Below are 24,786 nucleotides of genomic sequence, written 5' to 3' on the forward strand. Positions count from 1 at the left end.
CGTATGCGCAGCGTGACGTCGTGGACGACCACCTCCATCGTCGCCGCGGCCGCAGCCGCAGCGTCGGCGGTGCGGTTCACGTTCGGCCCCGGTATCAGCATCTCCGTCGTCGTGGCCGTGGTCCTGCTGCCGGTCTGGTGGCCGGCGTTGCGCGGCTACCGTTTCGCTCGGCCGTTGCTCGCGCTCGCAGCCGGCGCGGCGGTCTGGGGAGCGGCGACCACCCTCCTCGAGACCACGCGGGCGACCTCGACGAGCCTCATGCTCGAACAGTCCCTCACGCTTCTGTCCCTCGCGGGAGGCATCGGCGTGCTCCTGTGGGCGCGGAGCGAGCTCGGCCTCGGCGCCACGGCCATCGCGTTCGGGGTGGGAGCACTGGCGAATGTGGCTCTCACGGGAGGCAACCCCGCCAACCTCTGGAAGTACTCCCTCGCTGTCCCGGTCATCATCGTCATCCTGGGCTTCACGTCGACCTCCCGGCGGCGGTCGTTGGATCTGCTGGCACTCGCCCTCCTCGCGGGCGTCTGCCTCTTCTCGGACTCGCGATCGATGACGTCCTTTCTCCTCCTTGCCGCCGTGATCGTGCTGTGGCAGATCTTCCTTCCGGCGGGAACCAGGCGTCCGCGCCCTGCACAGACCCTGGTGCTCCTGGGCGTGTTGAGCCTCGCCGCGTTCAGCATGCTGCAGGCTCTGATCCTTGAGGGAGTCCTCGGCGACGCCGCGCAGCAGCGCACGCAGGCCCAGATCGACACCTCCGGGTCGCTGATCGCCGGCGGGCGGCCAGAGTTGGGCGCCGCGACCGCCTTGATCTCCGCCCGCCCGCTGGGCTTCGGGAGCGGGACCCTGCCCACCTCACAGGACGTCTGGATCGCCAAGACCGGCATGAGCGAGCTCAACTACGATCCGGACAACGGGTACGTCGAGGGCTACATGTTCGGCGGGCAGTACGAAGTGCATTCGGTGCTCGGCGACCTGTGGCTGCGCTTCGGTCCGTTGGGCGCGGCGTTCGCGCTCGTCCTTCTCGGATGCGCAATCTACGCCGTAGCCCGCGCCGTCTCCCTCAAGGCCGCCCCCGGCATCGTCGTGTGGCTCACTCTGCTCGGAGCGTGGGACACGTTCTTCAGCCCTCTGCTCACCTCCTCCCGGACTCTCGCGCTGCTGTTCGCGCTGACCGCGATCCCCGCCGCCGTCGCCGTCCATCGCGGGACCGCACCGGCCCCGAGATCTAGTCTGCCCTTCTCTGCGCCGCGCCGCGACCACGCCGCCCGCACCTCGCGGACGGTCGAGGACTAGAGCTCGCCCGGCTTCATGGCCTCGGCATCGATGGCGCGGATGATCCGCAGCGTCGCGGTGTCCGGCTCCGGCTCGCCCGCCGCCGCCCTCTCCTCACGCCGCCGACGGGGCGCGTAGACGACGAGGGAGTGGAACAGGAACCGGGCGAAGAAGGCCACGATGAGAGACAGCGCGGTCGCCAGGACGCTGGAGATGTGCCAGGTCTCGACCATGAGCGCCATCACCGGGATGCGCAGGGCCGCCTCGACGTTGTTGAACGTGAAGGACGCCGCGAAGCGCACCCCGGCGCTGCGGGCGTCGGTGCGCATGTCGGCGAAGACGAAGCGCTCCTGCAGCAGGAAGTTGCCGATGATCGTGACCTCGGCGCCGATGATGGCCGCCCAGACGTAGGGGACGCCCGCCGCCGTCAGCGCCCACATGATCGCGAGGTTGGCGATGGCGCCGAGCACGCCGATCGCCGCGAACAGCGACATCTTCCCGAACCGCAGCCGTGCGAGATGTGCGATGAACGTGGCACCCTGGCGCAGGCTCGCCTTCGAGGTGCCGTGTCGACGCTCGGCGAACTCCATCGGGATCTCCGCGATCCGCAGATCCGTCCGGGCGAGGATCTCCAGGAGGATCTTGAAGCCCTGCGGCTGCAGTGCATCCAGCCGCAGGCGACGCCGGTCGACGAGGAAGAACCCGGTCATCGGGTCGGTGCTCCGGGCGAGCCGCCGCGGGAACATCGCGCGGGTCAGCCACGTCGCGGCGCGGGACACGCCGAAGCGCACGGCCGTTCCCAGGCCGCTCGTGTCACCGCCGCCGACGTAGCGGGAGGCCGCGACCACGTCCGCGTCGCCGTCCGCGAAGCGGTCCAGCAGTGTCGGCAGCAGCTCGGGGGGATGCTGGAGGTCGCCGTCCATCACGATGCAGACATCGGCCGCCGCGGCGCCCAGGCCGACGACGACCGCTCCGCCGAGGCCTCCGACGTTGTCCGAGCGATGGATCACCCGCACCGGGATCGGGGCGTCGACCGCGACGCGCTCCACCTCGGCCGTGGTGTCATCGCTGCTGTCGTCGACGAAGAGGATCTCGGCGTCCCGTCCCGCCAAGGCCGCGGCCGTGCGCTCCACGAGCTCTGCGACGTTGTCGCGCTCGTTGTACGTCGGCACGATGACCGTGACCCCTGCCCCCAACATGGTCCCCTTCGTCGTTCCGCAGCCCCATCGGCTCCGGCATCCATCGTTCCATGGGTTCCTATGGGCTGCAGGACACGTTCCTGCTAGAGTGTCGTCTGCGGCTGTGGGAGTCGCGCCGAACGGGTGGGGATCCGTTCGACTGGGGAATGATCGATCTGGGGAGATCATGGGGACGCGTATCGGCTATGCCGTCGGAGCTTTCGACCTTTTTCACGTCGGGCACCTGAATCTGCTGCGACACGCCAAACAGCACTGCGACATCCTGATCGCCGGCGTCGTGAGCGACGAGATGCTGCGTCAGGTCAAGGGGATCGAGCCGGTCATCCCGACCGCCGAACGTGCCGAGATCGTCCGGCACATCTCCTTCGTCGACGACGTCTACGTCGAGACGACGCCGTCGAAGATGGACTCGTGGCGCGACGTGCGCTTCACCCACTTCTTCAAGGGCGACGACTGGCGCGGCACCGAGAAGGGCCTCCGGCTGGAGAGCGAGTTCGCGGAGGTGGGCGTCGAGGTCGTGTACTTCCCGTACACCGCGCACACGTCGAGCTCGGCGCTCCGCCGCGCGCTCGATGCGATCACCGCCAACGCCACGGCATCCGCGGTCGGCGCGACCCGCTGAGGCGGGGTCAGTTCGCGACGCCGAGGAGGCTGCGCGCCATCCGCGCCACGTGCGGCGGCGTGTGCGGACCGAGCCACACCGTCCAGTGCTCCGGGGGCTCGCTGCACGTCCACTCCAGGCACCACGCATACACGGCGTTCGCAAGGCGCTCGCCGCGGGCATGAGCGCGCGGACCCTCGGCGCGCAGGAGCCAGCGGACCGAGACCCCCGCGGGGACGTCGACGTGCCGGAGCTGGATCCGGGCCGCCGCCTCGATGAGGATGACGCCGTGCGCATCCCACGGGAGCCGGGACGCGACGCGCGCGATGGCTCCGACGTCGGCGGCATCCCCGGCGATGAGCACCGCTCCTTCCATCGCTTCCCAGTCCGGATCCTCGAGATGCTCGCACGCGCTGCTCATGCCTCCACTATAGGTAAGGCTACCCTTACCTTCAAGAGCGACTAGCTTTCCACCGCGGCGCTCGTCAACGCCGTTGCCGGGCGACGACGCCGCGGGCCAGCCTGATCCCGTGAGCAGCAACAGGAATCGACGGATCTCCGCCGGACCACGCCTGATCGGCGCCCTGGCCGGCCTCCTCGTGGCCACAGCCCTCGGCGGGTGCGGGATGACGGTCCCCGCGGACCCGGACGGCACCCTGGACCGGGTCACGGGCGGGGAGCTGCGGGTCGGCACCTCGCCCGAGCCCGGCCTCGTCGAGATCGACCGCGGCGAGCCGCGCGGGCCGGTCGTGGATCTCGTCGACGACTTCGCCGCGAGCATCGACGCGGACGTCGCCTGGACTGTCGCGACCGAGGAGAGCCTGGTGGGCATGCTGGAGACGGGAGACCTCGACCTCGTGGCCGGCGGACTGACGCCGGACACCCCGTGGATCGACAAGGCGGGCGTGACCCGCGGCTATCCGGGTATCGAGGGCGCGGGAGATCGGGAGCTCGTCATGCTCGTGCCCCTCGGCGAGAACGCCTTCCTCTCGGCCCTCGAGGCCTCTCTCGACGAGGAGGTCGCTCGATGACCGGGACGAAGCAATTCGGGCGCACCGAGCTCCCCGACGAACAGCAGCAGGCCACGCGCAAGGCCGTGCGCTGGGAGATCTTCACGATCGTCTACACCTCGATCACGATCACCGTGATCGCGCTCGTCGTGGGCGAGTCCCAGGCGATGCGCACGGCGTGGATCGAGGACATGCTGTCGCTCATCCCGCAGTTCGCCTTCCTCCTCGCGCTCCTGTTCGTGCGGCGACGCCCCACCCGGAAGCACCCCTATGGCCTCCACCGGGCGATGGGCGTCGGCCACCTCGTCGCCGGTGTCGCGCTCCTCGCGGTCGGCCTGAACCTCGCCGCCGAGGCCGTCGCCGGGCTCATCCGCGGGGAGCATCCGACCATCGGCACCGTGCAGGTGTTCGGACAGACGATCTGGCTCGGCTGGCTGATGGTCGCCGTCATGGCCGTCGTGATCGTCGGGCCGGTGTTCTTCTACGGTCCAGCCAAGGCCAAGCTCGCCCCCGTCCTGCACAACAAGCTGCTCTACGCCGACGCCGACATGGCCAAGGCCGACTGGCAGACGACGGTCGCCTCCATCGTCGGAGTGCTGGGTGTCGGCGCGGGCATATGGTGGCTCGACGGAGCTGCGGCCCTCTTCATCTCCCTGGGGATCATCTGGGACGGTTTCCGCAATACGAAGACGGCGATCGTCGACCTCATGGACCAGCGGGCCCGCACCTTCGACAGCGCGGAGCCGCATCCGCTGGCCCGCGACGTCGTCTCCTACCTGCGCAGCCGCCCCTGGGTGGATCAGGCGGCCGTGCGCATGCGGGATCAGGGCCAGGTGTTCCACATCGAGGCGTTCGTGGTGCCGCATCATCGTGGCGTCCGCGCGGCCGACCTGACGGCCGCTTCCGAGGGCATCGCCGACCTGGACTGGAAGGTGCAGGACGTGGTGGTCGTCCCGGTCGAGAAGCTGCCGGACGAAGCGGACCCCGGTCGATGAGCGCCGCCGACGAGGCGCTGTTCCCCGGCTTCACGACCGCGCGGATCCCGACCGACGAAGCCGACATCCTCGTGCGTCACGGGGGCTCGGGACCGCCCGTGGTGCTCCTGCACGGTCACCCCCGCACCTCGGCGACCTGGCATCGGGTGGCCCCGGTGCTCGTCGAGCGCGGCTTCACGGTGATCTGCCCCGACCTGCGCGGATACGGGCGTTCCCGGGGCCCGGCGCCCACCGCCGATCATGCGGCCCATTCCAAACGCGCCGTCGCCCGCGACATCCGCACCGTCGCCGAGCGACTCGGCCATGAGAGCTTCCGCCTGGTCGGGCACGACCGTGGCAGCTACGTCGCGCTCCGACTCGCCCTCGATCACCCGGAGACCGTCGAACAGGTCGCCCTGCTGGACTGCCTGCCGATCTCGGAGCACCTCCGACGCTGCGACGCGACCTTCGCCGCGCACTGGTGGCACTGGTTCTTCTTCGCCCAGCCGGACATCCCGGAGCGCGTCATCGGCGCGGACCCGGAGGCCTGGTACGCGCCCAAGGCCGACCCGGCGACGATGGGCACGGCGAACCACGCCGAGTTCCTGCAGGCGGTGCGGCAGCCGTCGGTCGTCCGGGCGATGCTCGAGGACTACCGTGCCGGCCTCACGATCGACCGCGCGCACGAGGAGGCCGATCGCGCCGCCGGGCGTCGGCTCCGGATGCCGACCCTCGTGCTGTGGTCCGAACGCGACGATCTCGAGGAGCTCTCCGGCGACCCCCTCCGCATCTGGCGGGACTGGGCCGACGATGTCCGCGGCCACGGCATCGACAGCGGGCACCACATGGCGGAGGAGGCGCCCGAACCTCTCGCCGCCGCACTGGCGGGCTTCTTCGGAGCCACCCCTCCCCCACGGCCGTAGGCTGGAGGCATGACCAACCCCGCCTCCGACACCATCACGATGTTCGGCGCCGACTGGTGCCGCGACTGCATCCGCACGAAGAAGCAGCTCGACGAGCTCGGCGTCGCGTACACGTATGTCGACCTGGTCGCCGACCCCGCCGCCGCGGACATCGCGAAGGACATCTCGGGCCGCACGAACATCCCCGTCGTGGTCTACCCCGACGCCTCGCACCACGTCGAGCCGTCGAACGCCGACGTGGAGTCGAAGCTGCGCGAGCTCTCGATCATCTGATCGTCCTCGCACTCGGCGGATCTCCGCGCGGACGCCTATGCTGAAAGCCCGTTCGAAGGAGACGCCGATGACTTCTGCGCCCACGACCGCGCCCGCCACCCCCGCCCTCGGCGAGGGCGAGAAGGAACGGCTCGACGCCGCCGTCGCCGAGCTGCAGACGGGGACCGCGGTGTGGACCGCGCTCACCGTAGCGCAGCGCGCGACGCTGCTCCGGCAGGTCCGCACGAGCGTCGCCGCGACCGCGGAGGACTGGGCGACGATCGCCGCCGCCTCCAAGGGCCTGGACGCGCGGCATCCGCTCCGCGGCGAGGAGTGGCTGAGCGGCCCGTACAGCGTCCTCGGAGCACTCGACGCCTCGATCGCCACGCTCACCCGGATCGCGAACGGCGCGAATCCGCTCGACGGCATCCGGGTCGACCGCGCACCCGGCGGCCGTGCGCGCGTACATGCCTTCCCCCTCACCGGCATCGACCGGTTCCTGCTGTCCGGCTTCACCGGCGAGGTCTGGCTCGAACCGGGGACCACGCCGAACACCGCCCGCGCGACCGCCGGTCTGGCACAGCGCACGCCGACGGTGTCCGGGGGCGTCGGACTCGTGCTCGGCGCCGGGAACGTGACCTCCATCCCCGTGCTGGACGTGCTGTACGAGCTGCTCGCCCACAACCGCACCGCCCTGCTGAAGGTGAACCCCACGCAGGATGCGCTGGTCCCCGTCTACAAGCGCGCGCTCGCCCCACTCATCGAGCCGGGCCTGCTGCGGATCGTGCGGGGGGGCCCGGCCGCCGGCGCCTACCTCACCCAGCACCCCGGCATCGCCCACGTGCACATCACCGGCTCGGCGGCGACCTTCGACACCATCGTCTGGGGACCGTCGACCGGCGAGGGGGCGGCCGCGACGAAGCGCCGCCGTCGCGAGAACCGCCCGCTGCTGAAGAAGCCCATCACCGCGGAACTCGGCGGGGTCTCCCCCATCATCGTCGTGCCGGGGAAGTGGACGGCCGCCGACCTCGCGTACCAGGCCGAGCACATCGCGACCATGCGCCTGCAGAACAGCGGCCACAACTGCATCGCGGGGCAGGTCGTCATCCTCTCCGCGGACTGGGACCAGGCCGACGACTTCCGCGCCGAACTGCGCCGCGCCTACGCCACCGCTCCGGAGCGCCCCATCTGGTACCCCGGCGCCCCCTCCCGCATGCAGTCCGCCGCGGACGACTACCCGGACGCCCTCGTGCTCGGCGACCGGCTCCTCGTCGAGATCGATGCCGACGACGACCCCTCAGCCCTGGAGAACACGGAGTACTTCGCGCCGGTCCTCGGCGTGGTGAGCCTCCCCGGCACGGGCCAGGAGTTCCTCGACGCCGCGGTCGCCCACGCGAACGAGAAGCTGCAGGGCACGCTCGGCGCGAACCTGCTCATCGACCCGGCGACCGAGAAGGCGCTCGGCAGCGGGTTCGAGCGCGCACTCACCGCGCTGCACTACGGCTCGATCGCGATCAACGGCTGGACCGCCTTCGGGTTCATCACGCCGACGCTCACCTGGGGCGCATTCCCCGGCGGCACGATCGATGACGTCGGCAGCGGCATCGGCGTCGTCCACAACGCCCTGCTCCTGGATCGGGTGGAGCGCTCCGTGCTGCGCGGCCCCTTCCGGCCGTTCCCGCGCTCGCTCCCCGTCGCGAACGGCGGAGGGCGGATGACCATCCTCCCCAAGCCGCCGTGGTTCGCCTCCTCCCGCACCGGTGCCGCCGTGAGCGAGGGCCTCACCCGCCATCGTGCGGACGGCGGCGCCCTCGGCCTCGTGAAGACACTGCTGCGCGCGCTCCGCGCCTGAGCGGAACGCGTCAGCCCTCGGGGCGGAACCGATCGGTCGCGGCGCGGAGAGCTGCGCGGATGCCGGGTTCGGCGGCGGAGTGCCCCGCGTCATCGATCACCTGGAAGTCGGCTTCCGGCCAGGCACGGTGCAGGTCCCACGCCGTCATCATCGGCGTGACCACGTCGTGGCGGCCCTGCACGATCACGGTCGGGATGTGCCGGATGGCGTCGATCCCCGCGAGCAGCTGCCCCTCGGCCCACCAGCCGCGGTGCACGAAGAAGTGGTTCTCGATGCGTGCGAAAGCGACGGCCCGGCGGGGATCGGCCATCGCCGCGATCTGCTCCGGGTCGGGGCGCAGCGTGACGGTCGCCGCCTCCCACGCCGCCCATGCGAGGGCCGCCGGTTCATGGACCGCCGGGTCCGGGTCGAACAGCCGGCGGTGGTACGCCTCGATCATCCGGGAGCGCTCCAGGACCGGGATCGGCGCGATGAAGTCCTCCCACAGGTCGGGGAACAGCGCCGCCGCCCCGCCCTCGTAGAACCACTCGAGCTCGGCGCGACGGAGCGTGAAGATCCCGCGCAGAATCAGCTCGGAGACCACGTCGGGGTGGGCCTGGGCGTAGGCGAGCGCGAGGGCGCTGCCCCAGGACCCGCCGAACACCTGCCACGTCTCGATGCCGAGATTCTTGCGCAGCAGCTCGAGGTCGGCGATGAGGTGCGCGGTGGTGATGTGCCGGAGATCGGCCTCCGGCTCCGCGGCGGACGGCGTGCTCCGACCGCATCCGCGCTGATCGAGAAGGACGATCCGGTAGACGTCGGGGTCGAAGAACTGGCGCTGCCACGGCGAGGTGCCGCTGCCGGGGCCGCCATGGAGGAACACGACGGGTTTCCCCTCGGGGTTGCCGCTGATCTCCCAGGCCACGCGATGCCCGTCGCCGACGAGCAGCACTCCGGTCTCGTGCGGCTCGATGGGCGGATAGAGCCCCTCGGTGTTCGTCATGTTCGGTCCCCCAACCGGTCGTGCGGTCCTGCCGAGTCCACGTTATCTGACAACGGCGGGAGCGCCGGGTCTACGGGTCGAGCTGATCGGCGGGGAGGGTGAACACCTGCTCGCACGCATCGAGCCCGTTCTGGTACCCCTCCGCGAACCAGCGCTGACGCTGCTCGCTGGAGCCGTGGGTCCAGGTCTCCGGGTTCACCTGTCCTGACTGCTCCTGGATGTGATCGTCCCCGACGGTCGACGCCGCGTTCAGGGCGTCCCGGATCTGCGCCTCCGTCGGCTTCTCGAGGTACGGATCACCGTCGGCGTCGGTCTGCTCGGTCGCGCGGCCGAGCCAGCCGCCGGCATAGCAGTCGGCCTGCAGCTCCATGCGCACGCCGTTGCTGCCGGGACCCGTCCCGTTGTTCGGGTACCGCTCCATCGCCCCGAGGAGGTTCTGGATGTGGTGACCCCACTCGTGCCCGACGATGTAGAGCTGCGCGAGGTTCCCTGCCGAGGCCCCGAACTGCTGCTGCATGAGCTGGAAGAACGTGGGGTCGATGTAGACGGTCTCCTCCGGCGGGCAGTAGAACGGCCCGACCGCGTTGGAGGCGGTCCCGCACTGCGTGGAAGTGGCTCCGTCGACGACGATGAGCTGCGGAGCCTGATACCCCTCCACTTTGTCCTCCCAGAAGGCGTCGAGCGCGAGCTGCGCCCCCGCCATCCGGCAGTCGACGTTCGCGTTCGCGTCGGCACCGCTGTCGCAGTTCTCGATGGCCGAACCGCCGGCGGGCTCGCTCCCACCGGGCGCGCCGCCGACGAGTCCGCTCAGGTCGATGCCCAGCAGGGGGCCGGCGATGAGGGCGAGCAGGGCGAGCACGCCGACGCCGGAGCCGCCCGCGATCGCCGCCGTGCGTCCGCGGCGGCGCGTGGTGTTGCGGGAGAGGTCGGCGTCGGGATTGAACGTCATGCGTCGAGGGTACTCCGCGCGCCGACACCGCGACGGACGTAGGCTCGTGACATGGCCACCACGATCACCATCACCGGCGCGGGCGGACAGATCGGCTACGCGCTCCTCTTCCGCATCGCCGCCGGCGACATGCTCGGTCCGGATGAGAAGGTGCGGCTGCGGCTGCTGGAGATCCCGCAGGGGCTCGGCGCAGCGGAGGGCGCGGCGCTGGAGCTCCAGGACGGCGCATTCGACCTGCTTGAGCACGTGGAGGTGACCGATGACGCCGCGGTCGGCTTCGACGGCTGCGACCTCGCCCTGCTCGTGGGCGCCCGCCCCCGCGGTCCCGGCATGGAGCGCGGCGACCTCCTGGCCGCGAACGGCGGCATCTTCGGGCCGCAGGGCGCCGCCATCGCCGCGAACGCCGCCCCCGGCGTCCGCGTGACCGTGGTGGGCAACCCCGCCAACACGAACGCCCTGATCGCCTCCGCGGCGGCCGACGGCGTGCCCGCCGACCGCTTCACCGCCCTCACGCGGCTGGACGAGAACCGCGCACGGGCCCAGCTCGCCCAGACGCTCGGCGCCCCCGTGCACACGGTGCGGCGGGTGCCCATCTGGGGCAATCACTCGGCCACGCAGTTCCCCGACGTGTCGCATGCGACCGTCGGTGGGAAGCCCGTGCAGGATGCCCTGGAGCGGATCGTCGGCGACGTCCCGGCGTGGCTGGACCAGACGTTCATCCCCCGGGTCGCCAAGCGCGGCGCGGAGATCATCGAGGTCCGCGGGTCGTCCTCCGTCGCCTCCGCCGCGAGCGCGACGATCGACCATGTGCGCGACTGGGTCCGCGGGACCGAGGACTGGACCTCCGCCGCCGTCGTCTCGCGCGGGGAGTACGGTGTCCCGGAGGGCCTCGTCTCGTCGTTCCCCGTGCAGTCCGTCGACGGCGAGTGGCACATCGTGGAAGGCCTGGAGATCGACGACTGGGCCCGCGCGCGCATCGACGCCTCGGTCGCGGAGCTCGTGGAGGAGCGGGACGCGGTCCGAGCCCTCGGACTGCTCTGATCCGGTCGCCGCGGGACACCTGGGCAGGGCAGAATAGAGGGCGGAGGTGCGGGATGAGCGACACGATTGACCCGGCGGGAACGACGCCGTCTCTCGACGATGCGCTGACGAGCCCGCTCCACCTCCCGCACGACGCAGCGAAGTGCCCGAAGTGCTTCACGGAGCTGCAGCAGAACCGCAACTTCTGGACCGCGCGTCCCGCCGGCTCCCGCCTGGTCGGCCTCGTCGTCGCCCGCGAGGGCATGCCGTCGGTCGTCGAGCAGCGCGCCGACCTCACCCGCTTCGGCGTGCCCATCGAGGGCTTCCGTCACCCGGCGCCGGACATCCTGGAGAGCTGGAACGACCGCCTCGCGCGGCTCATCTCGACGCTCCGGACCGGAGACGTGGTCGTGGTGGCGAACATCCGGGCTCTGGGGCTCGACGCCGAGGAGGGCGCGCGCACGGTCGCCGAGCTCCGGCGCCACGGGATCATCGTGAAGGTCCTCGGCCACGAGGCGCGTCATCTCGCCGACGCCGCCGGCGCCCGCTGAGAGGCGCCGCTAGAACTCCCCGGACCGCAGACGGGCGAGCGTGCCCGCGCCGATCTCGGCACGGACGTCGGGACGGTTCGCGTAGAAGGTGACCAGCTCGGCCAGGAGTACAGGGTCGCTGGCGAGGTCGGCCGCCGCCCACGAGGACGGCTGAGCGGTCGCCGTCCGCAGCACCACGCGGTTGCCTTCCAGGCCGGCGCCGACGACCTCCTCCCATGCCACGGCCACGTTGTTGCGCGGGATTCGAAGCTCCACGCCGTCCGGGCGCAGCGTCAGGCGATGGGCGGAGGGAGGCCGGAACCACGACCGGATGCCGGCGATCGTCATGATCAGCGCAACCACCGGGAGGAGGAGCAGGGTGAGGAGCGGCAGTCGGTCTGCGGGCACCGTGAAGATGCTCCATGCCCACGCCGCGAGGAGCAGGGCCCCCACGGGCGCGAGGGCGCGCAGCGGCCAGACGATCCCCGCGGCCCCGCCGAACGCGATCGCCGGACCGTCGACGACCGGCCGGACGACTCGGACCCGCGAGACGCGGGCATGGGCCACCAGCAGCCAGACGCCCACGGCGACGGCCGCGAGCACACCGATCCCCAGAGCCTTCATCGCGGGAGCCGGATCGGCGAACAGGATCAGGCTGAACAGCAGGACCACGATGGCGAACACGACGCCGAACACGGTGAGTGCCGTGGTCGCCCGCTGCTGCCCCTGCCACCCCGGATGACCGGGTACCCAGATCGTCTCCGGAGACGTCGACTGCTGCTGCCCTGTCACCCGAACAGTCCCTTCCACGCCTTGCCGATGTTGTGCCCCGCGTCGCCCACGAAGTCGGTCGTGTTCTCCCAGGCGTCCTCCGCGAAGTCCGTCGTGGCGTCCCATGCATCCGCCATGCCGGCGTCGATCGACTCCCGGACGTCCTGCGGCACCCAGTTCTCGTACGCCCACACCGCACCGGCACCGACCGCCACCGCGGCCCCGCCGACGACCACCGCCGTGCCCCAGACCGGGAGCGTGACGACACCGGCCGCCGCGAGCGCGGCGACCCCGGCAGCCGCAGCCGCGCCACCCGCCGCACCGCCGATGATCTCCACCGCGGTGGACGACGGGTCATCGCCCGACGACATCGCCGAGCCCAGGTTCCAGGCGTCGACGCCCCAGCCGATGAACGGCACCGCCCGACTCGCGCGAGAGAGTCCGCGGGCCAGATCCTCGGCCTCGTCCGCCGCCCACCGCATGCCGGTGGGGTTGGCGGCCTCGGCGGCGGCCTTGACGGCAGGGTTGCCGGAGCGCAGCTCGCGAACGAAGTCCGATGCTCCGAGACGCAGATCCTCCGCGTGGGAGGTGAGCTCGGCCGCCGTCTCCGCCCACGCCAGGCCCTGGCCCTCGAGGTAGATCTTCGGGACCTCGCCGCTCGCCTCCCGCAGACCGGACAGGATCTTGTCCGCCGTGGACTGGCTCGGCATGGTCCCGAGGAAGCCGTCGAGGTTCTCGCTGATCCACACCTCGAGCTCGCCCCACCAGGAGCCGACGTCGGCGGCGATCTCGTTGTACAGCTCGATGCGGTCGAGGTGCTCCTGCCACTCGTCCCAGTAGGGGTCGTCGCGCGAGGTGGGGCACACCGGGATCAGGGACACCGGCCGGCCGATGATCATCCCGTTGACCGGGAGCCCCGCCGCCCGCGCATTGTCGCGGTGCGTCGCGAAGTCCTCCTTCATGCGCCGCAGCTGCCCGGCGTACGACCGGAGCTTCTCGGCGGCGTCACGGGCGAGGTCCTTGATCTCCTTCGCGGCGTCGGTCGTGCGCGAGAGGATCGTGACGTAGTCGTCCGCCGACTCGCCGTACCAGTGCCCGCGCACGCCGGTCGGGATGAAGGTCGTGACGTTGGAGGAGACGTCTGCGGCGTCCTTCAGGTCGGGGTCGAGCCAGTCCGCGGCCGCCTGCACCTGGTCGGCGTCGCCGTACGTGGTCGTGTCGATCGTCATCAGAGGTCCTCGACGATGGCCGCGACCGGGTCGAGCTGGTCGATCACGTCCTGCTCGTTCGTCTCCGCGTCGTCGGCGATGGCGCGGACGATCTCTCCGAGGGTGCCGTTGATCCGGTACAGGGCGTCGACGCCCTCCCCCACCCGCTGCATGATCGCGGCGACCGTATCGGAGGCGAGCCCGCCGTCGACGGCCGTCGGAATGCCGGAGAGCTTCGTCTCGATGAGCTCGACCGCCTCCTCGTGCATGTCCGCATGGACGGCCATCACCTCCGGGTCCATCGCGATGCGGCTCATGCGATGGCTCCGTTCCGGCGGTAGGACGCGGGCACGTCGAGGTCGAAGATCACGACATCGTAGGGCTGCGCCTCCTTGATCTGACCGAGGTCCTCGGTGCGCACCAGCACCCAGGGCTGCCGCTCGCCGGCGAGCTCCAGCAGCCGGTCGAGGGCGGTGTAGGCGAGCAGTGCACGCCGCCCGTCCTTCAGCTCCCGGATCTCGACGAGCTGCTCCTCGGGCGTCGACGTCACGCTCAGGGGCAGGTACAGCACGGGTGGGACCATCGGCGTTGCGGCCGGCATCGGTTCGAAGGTCATCTCGGTCTCTCCTCGGTTGTCACTCGTAGCTCGGCGGCACCCACAGCAGCTGCGCGGAGACGAGGCCCCGATCGCGGCTGACGATCTGCGCACGGCCCGGAATCGCGGGAACGGCCTTCACCTTGCCGATGAGCTGGCCCTCCTCGGGGCTGCCCGAGAGCAGGATGCCGGTCGCACCCAGGTCGGTCATGCGCTGGATGATCGGATCGTACGCGGCGCGGCTCGCCCCGCCGGTGCGGCGGGTGAGGATCACGTGGAGGCCGAGGTCGGCCGCCTGCGCGAGCAGCGGCGCGAGGACCGCGACCGGATTGCCCTGCGAGGTCGCCACGAGGTCGTAGTCGTCGATGAGGACGAAACCCTCCGCCCCCTTCCACCACGACCGGCTGCGGAGCTGGTCGGGCGTGACGTCGGGTCCGGGGATGCGGCTCCGGAAGAACTGCGCGAGCTCGTTCATCCCGCCCTCGGTCATCTCATGCGACGTGAGGTAGGCGCCGAGGTATTCCTGCGGGATCTCGCCGAGCAGGGCACGACGGTAGTCGACGACGAAGATCTTCGCCTCGGTCGGCCCGTACAGACGCGTGATCTCGTGCACGACGCCGCGGAGCATCGACGACTTGCCGGAGTCCGCGTCGCCGTACAGGTACAGCAGCGGCTCGGCGACCGGATCGATCGAGAACGGGGCGAGGTTCGCCTCGTCGATACCCAGCAGCAGTTCGCGGGGCTCCGCGCCGTCCGGCGACTGCGCGGCCGCGACGGCGCGCAGATCGGCATGGCTGATGCGCGAGGGCAGCAGGCGCAGCTTGGGTCCTGCCGGTCCGTGCCACGCCGCCGCGACGCGGGCCACGAGGTCGTCGATCCCGTCCGGCAGGCTCGACGCGTCGTCCACGCCGTCGACACGCGGCAGCGCCGTGAGCATCTGCAGACCGCGGTCGTTGAGGCCGCGGCCGGGGATGGCCGTGACGTTCTCCGCCGCCTTGCGGTTGACCTCGGAGTCCGTCGGGTCGCCCAGACGCAGCTCGATGCGTGTGCCGATGAGGTCCTTGATGTTGGCCCGGATCTCCATCCAGCGCGCCGCCGTGATCACGACGTGGACGCCGTAGGTGAGACCGCGGGCGGCGATCGCCTGGATCTGCGGCTCCAGCATCTCGAACTCGGCGCGGAGCGTGCCCCATCCGTCGACGATGAGGAAGATGTCGCCGTAGCCGTCGTCGGCCAGTCCCTGCCCGCGGCGCTGCCGGTAGGCGTCGATCGAGTCGATGCCGTGCTGCCGGAAGTACACCTCGCGGGCGTTCAGCAGGCTGGTGACCTCAGCCACCGTGCGGCGGACGACGTCCGGCTCGGACCGCGTCGCGACGCCGCTGATGTGCGTGAAGTCCTGCATGCCGGTGAAGCTGCCGCCGCCGAAGTCGATGACGAAGAACTGCACCTCCTGCGGCGTGTGCGTGAGCGCCAGGGCGGCGACCGTCGTCCGCGCGAGCGTGCTCTTACCGCTCAGGGGCGCGCCGACGATGGCCATGTGTCCGGCCGCGCCGCCGAGCGAGACCGCGAGGTTCTCGCGGCGCTGCTCCAGCGGCACGTCGACGATGCCGAGCGGGACCGTGAGCGCTCCCGCCTTCCGCCAGCGCGGGGAGACGAGACCGAGCGACGGGTCCTCGACGAGGTCGCCGAAGAGCTGGTCGAGGGTGGCCGGTGTCACCAGCGGCGGCAGCCACACCTGATGCGCCGCGGGGCCGCGTCCCTTCATGGACTCGACCGCGATCTCGAAGGTGTTGCGCTTCTCCTCCGGCTCGGCGTCGACCACGACCTCCGGCTCGTCCACCGGCGCCTCCGCCCGCCACACCGGCGCGGCGGTGAACAGCTCGACCGCGGTCGAACCCGTGCTCTGGCCGGAGCCGGACGAGGCCCGACGACGACGACGCGGCGGTGGTCCGGACACGTACGCGGCGCGGAACTGCGTCATTGTCTCGGTGTCGGACTTCAGGATGCCGGCGCCCGGCTGCGTGGGCAGGTGATAGGCGTCCGGCACGCCGAGGACCGTGCGGGACTCGGCCGCCGAGAACGTCCGAAGACCGATGCGGTAGGAGAGGTGCGTGTCGAGGCCGCGCAGCTTGCCCTCCTCCAGCCGCTGGGAGGACAGCAGCAGGTGCACCTGCAGCGAGCGGCCGAGCCGGCCGATGTTGACGAACGTGTCGACGAACTCCGGTTTGGCCGACAGGAGCTCGGAGAACTCGTCGGCGACGATGAGCAGGGCCGGCAGCGGCGCCAGGTCGGTGCGGCCGCCGCGACGCGCCTTCTCGTAGTCGGCCACGTTGGCGAACGGACCGGTGGCCCGCAGCAGCTCCTGTCGGCGCACCATCTCGCCCTGGAGCGCGTCCTGCATGCGGTCGACGAGGGAGATCTCCTCACCGAGGTTCGTGATGATGGCCGAGACGTGCGGCATGTCGGCCATGCCGGCGAACGTCGCGCCACCCTTGAAGTCGACGAGCACGAAGTTGAGCTGCTCCGGCGAGTGGGTCATCGCGAGCGCGAGCACGAGCGTGCGGAGCACCTCCGACTTCCCCGAGCCGGTGGCACCGATGATGAGGCCGTGCGGGCCCATACCCTGCTGCGCCGATTCCTTGATGTCGAGGATGAGCGGGCTGCCGTCGTCGGTCTGACCGATCGGCACGCGGAGCCGGTCGCGCTCCAGGCGCGGTGCCCAGGCGGCGTCGAGGTCGAGGTCGCGCACATCGGGAAGACCGAGGAGCTCGACGAGCTCGGCCTGGCCGGTCGCGCTCTTCTTGCTCGCGATCGCCGTGCCGCCCGAGTACAGGGCGATGAGCCGACGAGCGGTCGCCTCGGCCTCGACGATGGTGATCGCGTCGGCCTCGAACGGGCGTGCGGGCACCTGCAGGCTGACGAGCTCGGCGCGTGTGCTCGCACCGCCGGTCTCGAACGCGATGCGCAGGGCGTTCGGGTCGTCGAGGTCGCCCCACCGGGCGGGCAGGTCGATCACGGTGACACCCTGGACGCCGTCGCCGGTGACGAGGGCGTCGTTGAACGACGTCGTGGCGCCGTCCGTGACGATGACGATGTGCGGCGTCTTCGGTCCGGAGCCGTCGCGGGCGAAGCGCGAGCGCTCGCGCACCTCGGGCGGCAGCATGTCCTCGAGCTCGGACAGCTGCGAGCCGATCATCCGGGCGGCGCCGAGGCCGTCCCGCACGGTGCGCGAGTGCGTGTGCGGCAGCCACTTCGCCCACTCCCACTGCGGGAGCACTCCGGTGTCCGCGGCGATGACGATCTGCAGCACGTCGGGGTCGTGCATGGTGGCCGCGTGCAGCAGCATGGCCCTGGCCAGCGCCCGGGTCTCGTCCTCGTCGCCGGTGATCTCGATGCGGGCGTAGTCGCGGAGGGTGACGCCGAGCGGGAGGTTCTTCTGGACCTCGTGCGTCAGCATGAAGCGGTGCGCGGCCGAGGCGGCGACGGGGTCGAGCTGCGCCAGCGGCGGGAGCTCCGGGGCTTCGAGCGTGACGCACAGCGGCTGATCGGTGACGCCCACGCGGACCGACAGGAAGTCGGGGTCGTTCACGCCGCGCTCCCAGACGCGGGTGCGCTCCTCCGCGAGGTACGGCAGGGTCGACGGCGCCGGCAGGTGCCAGTTCGCGGAACGGCGCTGCTGGCGGGCGGCGACCCGGACGGTCTGCCGCAGCTCGGTCAGATACGCCAGGTACTCGCGACGGGCACCGAGCGTGGCCGCCTGCCGCTGAGAGCGCTGCCGCCAGCCGTTGACGGCGACGAAGCCGAGCGAGGACAGCAGGAACATGCCGCCGGTGAGCAGACCGGTGACGGACTGGTTCGACATGGTGACCATGACGATCGCGCCGACGCTGCCGAGCATGGGCAGTAGCGACCCGAGGATCCCGATGCCGCCGTCGTTCGGCTGCAGCTCCGGCGGGGCCTGGACCGGGAGCCTCCCGGAGGGGACACGGGGCGGGGCGAGACGGGGTCCTGTCATGCTCTCTCTCCGGCGCTGCTGTCGGTGCCCAGCAGGAGGCTGATGGTGAAGCTGCGGTTGCCCATGCGGACACGGTCGGCATCGTCGAGGAGCACGCGCTCGCCAGCGACGAGCTCGGTCGTCTGGCCGTCGTCGCTGCGGACGTCGGAGCCGTTCGTGGAACCGAAGTCGGTCACCCAGGTGCGGCCGCGGGAGTGCTCGATGCGCAGATGGGTCTTCGAGACGGACGCGTCGGGGTCGGTGACGACGATGAGGCGGTCGTCGTGCTCGCTGGCGACGGGGCCGCGCCCGAGGTTCGCGGCCACGGGGAGGGCGAGCTGCACCCGCTGGCCCGTGTCGAAGATGAGCAGGAGCGCCCCGGTCTCCGGCGCGGGAGCCTCGGCGCCCGTCTGCGGCGCCGGGGCGGGGGCGACGGTGAAGAGCGGCCGATCCGATCCGGGGGCCGCCGGTTCCGGGGTCTCGGTGCGGCGGGAGGCGGCGCGGGCGTCGGTGGGCTGGGAGTCCTCGTCGACGACGGACGGCGACGCCACCAGCGGCACGACCTGCGGCGGAGCGAGCGGAGCGGCCTCCACCGCGGCGGGAGCCGGCGGAGCCTCGACGGCCGCCTTGGCGGGAACGGCGACCACGACGGTGCCGGCGACGCGGTCGGCCCAGGACTGCCGTCTGCCGCCGCGATCCCAGGCGCTGGAGGCGACCACCACCCAGCTGCCGACAGCCACGAGGAAGCCGGCACCGGTGATGATGCCGCGGACGAACTGGCGCCCGATCCCCGGCGACCACGGCCGGTCGGCTCGCGCGCTGCGCAGGCGCAGCACGGCGTTGCCGAGGGTGAGGCCGGTCCGCGCTTCCAGCACCCAGAGAAACAGGGCGAGCTCGAAGACCGTGAGGGCGGCGAGCAGCACGCTCTGCGTCAACACGAGGACGACGGCGGAGGCGAGGAACACGGCGGCCGCGTCGAGGGTGAAGGCCGCGATCCGCTGAACGGTGCCGGCGGGGGCTCCGCGGAAGGCGGGGCCGAGTCCCTCGGCCGGCCGAGGGACGGTGCGCCGCGACGAGGCGATCGGCGTGGGCGGCGCGGGCGTCTGGCGCAGCGGCGTGCCGTCGACACCGGGGGGCGCCGCGATCAGGGCGGGCGGCAGCGCAGGGATCTCCCCCGGACGGTCTCCGCCGGGCGCCATCGGCGGGATCGGACCCCCGCTCGGCCAGGACTGTGATGGGCCGTTCCCGCTCATCCGGCCATCATTCCACGAACCAGGGAGAGCGCATTCGCGTACAGCAGGGCCGACGGCAGAGCGAGCGCGACGGCGAGCCATTCGAACGCGTCTCCGACCCGCGACCAGACCAGCGACTTCGCGCCCTTGGACACCGGGATGACGACGGCGACCGCCGCCAACCCGACGAGGAACAGCAGGGCCGCTCCGAGCAGGTGGAAGCCGCTCCCGAGGGCCGCCGCGACCTGGATGCCGGCGACGAGGCAGACCACGGCGCCCGCGGCACGGGGGAACCACCGGAGGAGGCGCGAGGTGGTGTGCCGCGGCGTGAGCAGCAGGGCGAGCGCGAGGCAGCAGAGCAGGGCGATCCCACCCGAGACCACGAACGCGTCGTCGGGCCAGGGCCGCAGGAACGCGACCGGAGCCATCACCGCGGCCACGATGCTCAGCACGGCGGTGCCCGCGATGAGTCGCGCGGAGGAATCGTCGACGACCGCGGTGATGCGCTCCGGACGCAGCAGCCCGACCGAGTCGGGGATGGCCCCGCGCACGGTCCACCGGCTGGTCATGAAGTGCTTGTAGTCGATGAAGTAGCCCTCGGGCAGGTTGACGAGGCTGCTCGGGAGGGCACGCAGGCCCAGCGGCACGAGGCCGAGCGAGAGGGCGGCGGCCTCCGCCTCCCCCCACCGCAGCAGCAGGGCGAGGCCCCAGACGGCGGCGAGGCCCACGAGCAGCACCGTCGCCGTCCCCGCCGCGGCGCGCATCGGCCGAGCCCTGGCCGTGACGGCGATGATCGCGGTGGTGATGCCGGCCGCGAGGAACCCGGTGGCGGTCGACAGGTGCGACGCGTCCTCCAGCCCGGCCGGGATGAGGAGAGCGCCGGCCGCGAACGACAGCAGCACCGGCGCGAGCACCCCGAGGATGCCGCGCACTCCCGCCGCGGAGTCGCGTCGCGCCCACGCGACGGCGCCGCCGACCGCACCCGCGGCGACGAGGAGGGCGACGAGCAGCCGGATCAGAGGATCGACGGCGCCCTGGGCGAAGACCGCGACGAGCAGCATCCCGCTCACGGCCAGCAGCCACCACCGTGCGCCGTGGTCGGCGCGCGTCGGGCCCGACGCCTTCTCTGCCGGGCGCACCGGCGGAGCCAGAGCCGTACGGTCGATGAGCGCGTAGAGGCCGCCGTCGACGAGGTCTTCGCACTCGGTGTCGCCGGGGATCTCGTATCCCCCGGGGCCGATCGTGACGAACCGGTCCGCGTCGGGGATCCCGCTCAGGGTGAGAGCGTCCTCCAGCGTCTCGTCGAGCGGCAGGGAGAGGTCGATGCGGCGGTCTTCGCTCTGGAGGACGATCCGACGCCGCTCTACGATCTCGACTGACACACCTGCACCTTATCCACTGCGCGCGACTCTCGCTGCGGGGCACCGCCTCCGGCGTTCCCGGGGTTCACGATGCCCCCGCGTCGACCCTCGTACCGCGCCTTCTCGAACCGGAGCGGCGTCATTCAGTCGGTGGGTTCGTCGCGGGATCCGGCGCGCGCTCCCTTGGCGCGGGGACCAGCTTCCTCGTCGTCCTCCAGCTTCGGCGCGATAGGACCACCGAGGCCCGAACGCTTCGCCTTCTCCTCCTCGTCGGCGCCACCGGCGCCGCCCATCATGCCCATGCCCGGTCGGCCACCGGCTCCTGCCGCGCCGGAAGACCCGGTGCCCGCGGCACCCGCCCCGCCGACGCCGCCAGTACCGGCCATACCGCCAGGGCCGCCTGCACCACCGACGCCGCCAACACCACCGACGGCGGAGTTACCGAGCAGACCGCCACCGGCCTTGAGTCCGGCACCGGCACCCGGGCCCAGGCCCGCACCGCCGAGTCCGCCCATGCTGCCGAAGCCGGCGATCTTCGAGCTCGCCGCGATCGCCGCCGCACCGGCGCCGCCGCCCACGATCCCTCCGAGGCCCCCGCCACCGCCGGGGAAGACCCCGCCCGGAAGGGCACCGCCGGGAAGCGAGCCGGAGCCGCCGGGACCACCGGAACCGCCGGGAAGACCGCCACCGGGCCCGCCCGGAAGCAGGCCACCGCCGGGAGAGTCGATTGAGGGATCATCGATACCCACATCGCCCGGGCGATCGCCGGGACCTTCTGGAACCCATCCTCCGCCGCCCGGCCCGGTGGGGACCGAGGGCACCGAAGGGTTCGTCGGGACCGGGGGATGATACTCGCCGACACCGGCGCCGGAAGGAGGCACACCTCCGACGCCCGGTGCGGAGCCGGACGGGCCGCCGATGCCGCTCGGATACGAGATCCGTGGAGCCGTCACACCGGGATCGGATCCGCCGGGCGGGTCATCCGTGCCGCCGGGCACGGTGACGTCCATGTCGAGCGACGCCACCCGCGCGGAGGACTCGCGGAGTTCCTTGGCCGGCTCCTGGAGCGACGCCTCGACCCGCTCGACGATCTTGCGGGCCTCTTCTTCCCGCTTGTTGCCGAGGAAGTTCCCGATGGCATCGAGTGCGGTGTCGGCGGCCAGCGGCCCCAACACAGGGTGGACGACCACCGAGCCGACGCGCGCGGCGTTCGCCCAGAAGGAATCGACCTGCGCGCTCGGGAGTTCTGCCGCTGCGGTCTCCCGGCGGATCGAGTTCGCCGTGTCGATGACCCGCGTGATGTGTGAGACGTGCGCTTCCACGTTGCGGAACCGTGCACGCAGGGTGTTCAGCGACGTCCTGGCGCTCTCAGCAGCGCTCCCCTCCCAGGCAGACGATGCGAGCACAGCAGCAAGCGCACTGTCCAACGAGCGCAGCGCGTTCTGAAGCGCAGGAGCCTTCGGGATGCGCCAGTCCTCAACAGCTCGGATGCGATTGAGTTCCGCTTCGTAACCGCCACCAGCCTGCTTACCGGCCATGGGCTCCCCCTTGCTCGTTGTTCCGTCGTCGTGAAGATCGTGTGAGCACGACCGCGAGAATGATGCCGCCCACGAGAAGGACAGCGACCAGGATGCCGCCCCCGACCAGCAGCGGCACCAATGCGTCCTGCGTGGACGAAGTCTCGCCAGGCTCGTCGCTGTCGGCGGTCGGCGCCGGCGTCGCAGCAGCAGCTGCAGCGCGGACGTCGGCCGCCGACGGCTGGGCGTTCGGGTCTTCTGCATCGAAGATCGGGTTGACATCCGGGTACGCCGTCGGATCGACAGCGAGCATCCCCGTCAGCGAGACCGCTCCATAGCCGACGCTGTCGTTCCACTCCGGCTCGTGCTCGCCCTTGGTGCCCGTGTTGCGGATGAGGCTCTGCAGCAGCTGACCCGAGGTGGCATCCGGGTACTTCTGTTTCACCACGGCGAGGAAGCCCGCCGCGATCGGCGTCGCATACGACGTGCCGGTGAGGAGGACCTGCTCGTCCCAGGAGTTCTCGCTGCCCTGCCCGAGCAGACCCATCCCCGGCGCAGCGACGATCACGTCGTCGCTCTGATTCGGCGAAGGCTCGCCCACGCCCTCGATGGTGGTGGAGCTCTGGATCTTCCCATCGGCACCGAACGACTGCACTGCAACGACGCCGTTGCCCGACGCAGGCTGCGAGGCCACCCCGGAGTTGTTCGGAAGAGCCGCCACCACGATCACGCCGGCGGCCTCCGCCTTGGCGAGGGCGTCGGTCAGATCGAAGCCCTCGAGGGAGATGGAGATGATGTCGGCGCCATCCTCGACCGCATCCTCGATCGCACGCGACACCCCGGTCGTCCCATCAGCCATGACCGTGCTGCCGTCTTCGAGCAGACACTGCTCGTCGAACTTCTCCCCCATCGCGGTATCGAACACCCCGTCGGTGACGATCGCCGGGTAGTAGAGAACCTTCGCACCAGGCGCGGCCCCGGTAACGGGAAGGCCGCCTGCCGGCGCATCTCCGGTCCCTGCGATCATCGAGACGACGTGCGTCGCATGCGACGCCGCCACATAATCGGTCGACGTCGCCGGCACCGGGTCTCCCTTGGCGTCGCGACAGTAGGAGTCCTTCACCTCGAGATCCGCGCCGCGGAGACCGACGATGTCGGGATTGATCTGACCGTCGATGACCGCGACGGTGACACCCGTCCCGTCGAAGCCCGCATCGTGCGCTGCCTGCACCTTTCCGCGATCGAACCACCACAGACCCGACTCCAGCGTCGCTGCGTGAGCGGACGCAGGGAGGAGAAGCGCCAGCGCGACGATCGACGCGACCGCAGTGGATGCGCCGGATAGCACACCGCGTCGCATCAGTAGTCGGCCTCCGCGCTCGTGTCCGAGTCGCTCTGCGCGACGGCAGAGTCGAGGAGCGACAGGATCAGCTTCGAGTCATCAGCGATGGCTGCGTCCTGCTCCGCGATCATCATGACGGCCTGACGGATCGTCTCCTGCGTCTCGTTCAAGGAGTCCACAGCATTCTGCGTGGCCACGCTCAGACGACCGGCCGCGTATGCCACCGCGTTCCGCAGCTCATCCGTCGCCTTCGACGTGCCACCCTCGGACACGGCGACTTCGTTCGCGGCAGGAAAAGCCGCTGCTTCACGGGCCAGCCGCTTGAGCTCGGCCATGATCTGATCGAAGTCGATTCCGATGGTCATCGACGCCCCCTCTTCTTTCCTCCGGCGATCCCGTCACGCCTGCTGTGCCGTCCGGTGGCTCACCGAAAAGCACAGCAGACGGCGCGGGCCCGACGCATCTCCGCGCCAGACCCGCGCCCCGGGTTCACGCGCCGAAGCGCCCCGCAGCCGACTTGTCGGTCTGCACGTACTGACCCGAGATCTCCTCGGTCTTCCCGGCGATCTGCGTGAGCAGCTGCTGCATCTCGCTCAGCGAGCGGTTCCACTTGGCCTGCGCCTGGTCGTAGGCCTGCTGCGCGGCACCATCCCACGCCGCACGCAGCTTGCTGACCTCGGACTCGAGGCGATCCAGCTCGGAACGAATACCCTGCGACCCGCTGCGGATCTGCGCCGCGAGAGCGTTGACCTGCTCCGGGCGAACGGACATCGACTGCATCATGTTCTCCTTGAAATCTCTGCGGACTGCGCTCAGGCGCCCATCATCGAGCCGAGGCCCGCGATGGTCTGCTGGTGGGATTCTTCGGTCGCGGCCTGGTCGCGCTCGGTGCCGGCGAGGGCATCCTCGAGCGTCACGAGGACCTCGTTGAGCTGACGAGCCTGCTCGTCCCACCGCGACATCAGCGTGGTGAACGATGCGGCGGCCGCACCCGTCCAGAACCCGCGCAGCTGCTCGATCTCACCGCGGACCTTCTTGGTCTGCTGATCGATCCCGGACTTCGTCTCCCGCACGGCCTGGGCTCCGCGACGCAGAGCCCCCTCTTCTGCGGAGATGACATCAGCCATTACTCACTCCCTCCGGTCCCCATGAGGACACACGCGGGGGAGCGCCTTCCCGATACGGGACGACTTCGGAACAACCCC

25 protein-coding genes are annotated in these 24,786 nt (G+C 71.1%); 9 read left to right on the forward strand and 16 right to left on the reverse strand.

Annotation, left to right across the window (positions count from 1 at the left end):
• Positions 1-3 precede the first annotated feature (3 nt).
• Positions 4-1,290: a hypothetical protein gene (locus BV453_RS13115; RefSeq protein ID WP_249521790.1), complete on the forward strand. Its 1,287-nt coding sequence runs from the start codon at positions 4-6 to the stop codon at positions 1,288-1,290.
• On the opposite strand, the gene BV453_RS13120 is transcribed toward BV453_RS13115, so the two are convergent.
• The gene (locus tag BV453_RS13120) at positions 1,287-2,468 is read right to left on the reverse strand and encodes a glycosyltransferase (protein ID WP_249521791.1); all 1,182 of its coding nucleotides are present in this window, start codon (positions 2,466-2,468) and stop codon (positions 1,287-1,289) included. The genes BV453_RS13115 and BV453_RS13120 overlap by 4 nt on opposite strands.
• Positions 2,469-2,634: 166 nt before the next feature.
• Here BV453_RS13120 and BV453_RS13125 point away from each other — a divergent pair, with 166 nt between their 5' ends.
• Positions 2,635-3,090: an adenylyltransferase/cytidyltransferase family protein gene (locus BV453_RS13125; protein WP_060922253.1), complete on the forward strand. Its 456-nt coding sequence runs from the start codon at positions 2,635-2,637 to the stop codon at positions 3,088-3,090.
• A 7-nt stretch (positions 3,091-3,097) separates the two neighbouring features.
• On the opposite strand, the gene BV453_RS13130 is transcribed toward BV453_RS13125, so the two are convergent.
• On the reverse strand, positions 3,098-3,490 hold the full coding sequence (locus BV453_RS13130) for an SIP domain-containing protein (protein WP_249521792.1): 393 nt from the start codon (positions 3,488-3,490) through the stop codon (positions 3,098-3,100).
• Between the two features lie 109 nt (positions 3,491-3,599).
• On the opposite strand from BV453_RS13130, the gene BV453_RS13135 reads away from it, so the two are divergent.
• The 5 genes from BV453_RS13135 (at position 3,600) to BV453_RS13155 (ending at position 8,080) form a co-directional block, all read left to right on the forward strand.
• On the forward strand, positions 3,600-4,100 hold the full coding sequence (locus BV453_RS13135) for a hypothetical protein (RefSeq protein ID WP_249521793.1): 501 nt from the start codon (positions 3,600-3,602) through the stop codon (positions 4,098-4,100).
• Positions 4,097-5,074 carry a cation transporter gene (locus BV453_RS13140; RefSeq protein WP_249521794.1) on the forward strand — a complete coding sequence of 326 codons (978 nt, stop codon included), beginning with the start codon at positions 4,097-4,099 and terminating at the stop codon, positions 5,072-5,074. Before BV453_RS13135 ends, BV453_RS13140 begins: the two co-directional genes overlap by 4 nt.
• Positions 5,071-5,976: an alpha/beta fold hydrolase gene (locus BV453_RS13145; protein ID WP_249521795.1), complete on the forward strand. Its 906-nt coding sequence runs from the start codon at positions 5,071-5,073 to the stop codon at positions 5,974-5,976. The genes BV453_RS13140 and BV453_RS13145 overlap by 4 nt, the downstream gene beginning before the upstream one ends.
• Positions 5,977-5,985: 9 nt before the next feature.
• Positions 5,986-6,249, forward strand: coding sequence for a glutaredoxin domain-containing protein (locus tag BV453_RS13150; RefSeq protein ID WP_025104627.1), 264 nt, complete (start codon positions 5,986-5,988; stop codon positions 6,247-6,249).
• Between the two features lie 67 nt (positions 6,250-6,316).
• On the forward strand, positions 6,317-8,080 hold the full coding sequence (locus tag BV453_RS13155; protein ID WP_249521796.1) for an aldehyde dehydrogenase family protein: 1,764 nt from the start codon (positions 6,317-6,319) through the stop codon (positions 8,078-8,080).
• Between the two features lie 10 nt (positions 8,081-8,090).
• Here the strand turns inward: BV453_RS13155 and pip are convergent, their stop codons facing one another.
• Entirely contained in the window at positions 8,091-9,062 is a 972-nt protein-coding gene (gene pip / locus BV453_RS13160) for a prolyl aminopeptidase (protein ID WP_085604949.1), read from the reverse strand.
• A gap of 70 nt (positions 9,063-9,132) precedes the next feature.
• The gene (locus tag BV453_RS13165; RefSeq protein ID WP_249521797.1) at positions 9,133-10,011 is read right to left on the reverse strand and encodes a neutral zinc metallopeptidase; all 879 of its coding nucleotides are present in this window, start codon (positions 10,009-10,011) and stop codon (positions 9,133-9,135) included.
• Positions 10,012-10,062: 51 nt separating this feature from the next.
• Here BV453_RS13165 and BV453_RS13170 point away from each other — a divergent pair, with 51 nt between their 5' ends.
• Together BV453_RS13170 and BV453_RS13175 are read left to right on the forward strand one after the other, a co-directional pair.
• Positions 10,063-11,052, forward strand: coding sequence for a malate dehydrogenase (locus BV453_RS13170; protein ID WP_249521798.1), 990 nt, complete (start codon positions 10,063-10,065; stop codon positions 11,050-11,052).
• A 53-nt stretch (positions 11,053-11,105) separates the two neighbouring features.
• Positions 11,106-11,582, forward strand: coding sequence for a dehydrogenase (locus tag BV453_RS13175; protein WP_025104632.1), 477 nt, complete (start codon positions 11,106-11,108; stop codon positions 11,580-11,582).
• 9 nt (positions 11,583-11,591) lie between these two features.
• Here the strand turns inward: BV453_RS13175 and BV453_RS13180 are convergent, their stop codons facing one another.
• From BV453_RS13180 to BV453_RS13235, 12 genes are all read right to left on the reverse strand, one after another.
• On the reverse strand, positions 11,592-12,353 hold the full coding sequence (locus tag BV453_RS13180; RefSeq protein ID WP_249521799.1) for a hypothetical protein: 762 nt from the start codon (positions 12,351-12,353) through the stop codon (positions 11,592-11,594).
• A complete protein-coding gene (locus BV453_RS13185; RefSeq protein ID WP_025104634.1) occupies positions 12,350-13,561 on the reverse strand; it encodes a hypothetical protein in 1,212 nt (403 codons plus the stop codon). Before BV453_RS13185 ends, BV453_RS13180 begins: the two co-directional genes overlap by 4 nt.
• Positions 13,561-13,857 carry a hypothetical protein gene (locus tag BV453_RS13190; protein WP_062635420.1) on the reverse strand — a complete coding sequence of 99 codons (297 nt, stop codon included), beginning with the start codon at positions 13,855-13,857 and terminating at the stop codon, positions 13,561-13,563. Before BV453_RS13190 ends, BV453_RS13185 begins: the two co-directional genes overlap by 1 nt.
• Positions 13,854-14,156 (reverse strand): SAV_915 family protein, encoded by a 303-nt coding sequence (locus BV453_RS13195; protein ID WP_085604937.1) that lies wholly within the window; start codon positions 14,154-14,156, stop codon positions 13,854-13,856. The genes BV453_RS13190 and BV453_RS13195 overlap by 4 nt, the downstream gene beginning before the upstream one ends.
• A 19-nt stretch (positions 14,157-14,175) precedes the next feature.
• A complete protein-coding gene (gene eccCa / locus BV453_RS13200) occupies positions 14,176-18,150 on the reverse strand; it encodes a type VII secretion protein EccCa (protein WP_126893567.1) in 3,975 nt (1,324 codons plus the stop codon).
• Positions 18,147-19,382, reverse strand: coding sequence for an FHA domain-containing protein (locus BV453_RS13205; protein ID WP_249521800.1), 1,236 nt, complete (start codon positions 19,380-19,382; stop codon positions 18,147-18,149). The genes eccCa and BV453_RS13205 overlap by 4 nt, the downstream gene beginning before the upstream one ends.
• The gene (locus tag BV453_RS13210; RefSeq protein ID WP_249521801.1) at positions 19,379-20,743 is read right to left on the reverse strand and encodes a hypothetical protein; all 1,365 of its coding nucleotides are present in this window, start codon (positions 20,741-20,743) and stop codon (positions 19,379-19,381) included. The genes BV453_RS13205 and BV453_RS13210 overlap by 4 nt, the downstream gene beginning before the upstream one ends.
• Positions 20,744-20,865: 122 nt before the next feature.
• Positions 20,866-22,260, reverse strand: a complete 1,395-nt coding sequence (locus tag BV453_RS13215) for a hypothetical protein (RefSeq protein WP_249521802.1) — start codon at positions 22,258-22,260, stop codon at positions 20,866-20,868.
• Positions 22,250-23,587, reverse strand: coding sequence for a S8/S53 family peptidase (locus BV453_RS13220; protein WP_231729395.1), 1,338 nt, complete (start codon positions 23,585-23,587; stop codon positions 22,250-22,252). The genes BV453_RS13215 and BV453_RS13220 overlap by 11 nt, the downstream gene beginning before the upstream one ends.
• 11 nt (positions 23,588-23,598) lie before the next feature.
• Positions 23,599-23,946, reverse strand: coding sequence for a hypothetical protein (locus BV453_RS13225; protein WP_025104642.1), 348 nt, complete (start codon positions 23,944-23,946; stop codon positions 23,599-23,601).
• A 124-nt stretch (positions 23,947-24,070) separates the two neighbouring features.
• Positions 24,071-24,352, reverse strand: a complete 282-nt coding sequence (locus BV453_RS13230; protein WP_081811619.1) for a WXG100 family type VII secretion target — start codon at positions 24,350-24,352, stop codon at positions 24,071-24,073.
• A gap of 41 nt (positions 24,353-24,393) precedes the next feature.
• Positions 24,394-24,708: a WXG100 family type VII secretion target gene (locus tag BV453_RS13235; RefSeq protein ID WP_025104644.1), complete on the reverse strand. Its 315-nt coding sequence runs from the start codon at positions 24,706-24,708 to the stop codon at positions 24,394-24,396.
• Positions 24,709-24,786 lie beyond the last annotated feature (78 nt).

It is taken from the genome of Microbacterium sp. ER1, from assembly GCF_023383675.1.
Taxonomy (GTDB): Bacteria; Actinomycetota; Actinomycetes; order Actinomycetales; family Microbacteriaceae; genus Microbacterium.

Excerpts from the sequence above, each read along its gene's own strand:
- BV453_RS13130 (WP_249521792.1), bottom strand. The coding sequence starts at position 3,490 with ATGAGCAGCGCGTGCGAGCATCTCGAGGATCCGGACTGGGAAGCGATG.
- BV453_RS13195 (WP_085604937.1), bottom strand. The coding sequence starts at position 14,156 with ATGACCTTCGAACCGATGCCGGCCGCAACGCCGATGGTCCCACCCGTG.
- BV453_RS13140 (WP_249521794.1), top strand. The coding sequence starts at position 4,097 with ATGACCGGGACGAAGCAATTCGGGCGCACCGAGCTCCCCGACGAACAG.
- eccCa (WP_126893567.1), bottom strand. The coding sequence starts at position 18,150 with ATGACAGGACCCCGTCTCGCCCCGCCCCGTGTCCCCTCCGGGAGGCTC.
- BV453_RS13155 (WP_249521796.1), top strand. The coding sequence starts at position 6,317 with ATGACTTCTGCGCCCACGACCGCGCCCGCCACCCCCGCCCTCGGCGAG.
- BV453_RS13215 (WP_249521802.1), bottom strand. The coding sequence starts at position 22,260 with ATGGCCGGTAAGCAGGCTGGTGGCGGTTACGAAGCGGAACTCAATCGC.
- BV453_RS13190 (WP_062635420.1), bottom strand. The coding sequence starts at position 13,857 with ATGAGCCGCATCGCGATGGACCCGGAGGTGATGGCCGTCCATGCGGAC.
- BV453_RS13185 (WP_025104634.1), bottom strand. The coding sequence starts at position 13,561 with ATGACGATCGACACGACCACGTACGGCGACGCCGACCAGGTGCAGGCG.
- BV453_RS13150 (WP_025104627.1), top strand. The coding sequence starts at position 5,986 with ATGACCAACCCCGCCTCCGACACCATCACGATGTTCGGCGCCGACTGG.
- BV453_RS13225 (WP_025104642.1), bottom strand. The coding sequence starts at position 23,946 with ATGACCATCGGAATCGACTTCGATCAGATCATGGCCGAGCTCAAGCGG.
- BV453_RS13125 (WP_060922253.1), top strand. The coding sequence starts at position 2,635 with ATGGGGACGCGTATCGGCTATGCCGTCGGAGCTTTCGACCTTTTTCAC.
- pip (WP_085604949.1), bottom strand. The coding sequence starts at position 9,062 with ATGACGAACACCGAGGGGCTCTATCCGCCCATCGAGCCGCACGAGACC.
- BV453_RS13145 (WP_249521795.1), top strand. The coding sequence starts at position 5,071 with ATGAGCGCCGCCGACGAGGCGCTGTTCCCCGGCTTCACGACCGCGCGG.
- BV453_RS13170 (WP_249521798.1), top strand. The coding sequence starts at position 10,063 with ATGGCCACCACGATCACCATCACCGGCGCGGGCGGACAGATCGGCTAC.
- BV453_RS13115 (WP_249521790.1), top strand. The coding sequence starts at position 4 with ATGCGCAGCGTGACGTCGTGGACGACCACCTCCATCGTCGCCGCGGCC.
- BV453_RS13205 (WP_249521800.1), bottom strand. The coding sequence starts at position 19,382 with ATGAGCGGGAACGGCCCATCACAGTCCTGGCCGAGCGGGGGTCCGATC.
- BV453_RS13175 (WP_025104632.1), top strand. The coding sequence starts at position 11,106 with ATGAGCGACACGATTGACCCGGCGGGAACGACGCCGTCTCTCGACGAT.
- BV453_RS13230 (WP_081811619.1), bottom strand. The coding sequence starts at position 24,352 with ATGTCCGTTCGCCCGGAGCAGGTCAACGCTCTCGCGGCGCAGATCCGC.
- BV453_RS13165 (WP_249521797.1), bottom strand. The coding sequence starts at position 10,011 with ATGACGTTCAATCCCGACGCCGACCTCTCCCGCAACACCACGCGCCGC.
- BV453_RS13120 (WP_249521791.1), bottom strand. The coding sequence starts at position 2,468 with ATGTTGGGGGCAGGGGTCACGGTCATCGTGCCGACGTACAACGAGCGC.
- BV453_RS13235 (WP_025104644.1), bottom strand. The coding sequence starts at position 24,708 with ATGGCTGATGTCATCTCCGCAGAAGAGGGGGCTCTGCGTCGCGGAGCC.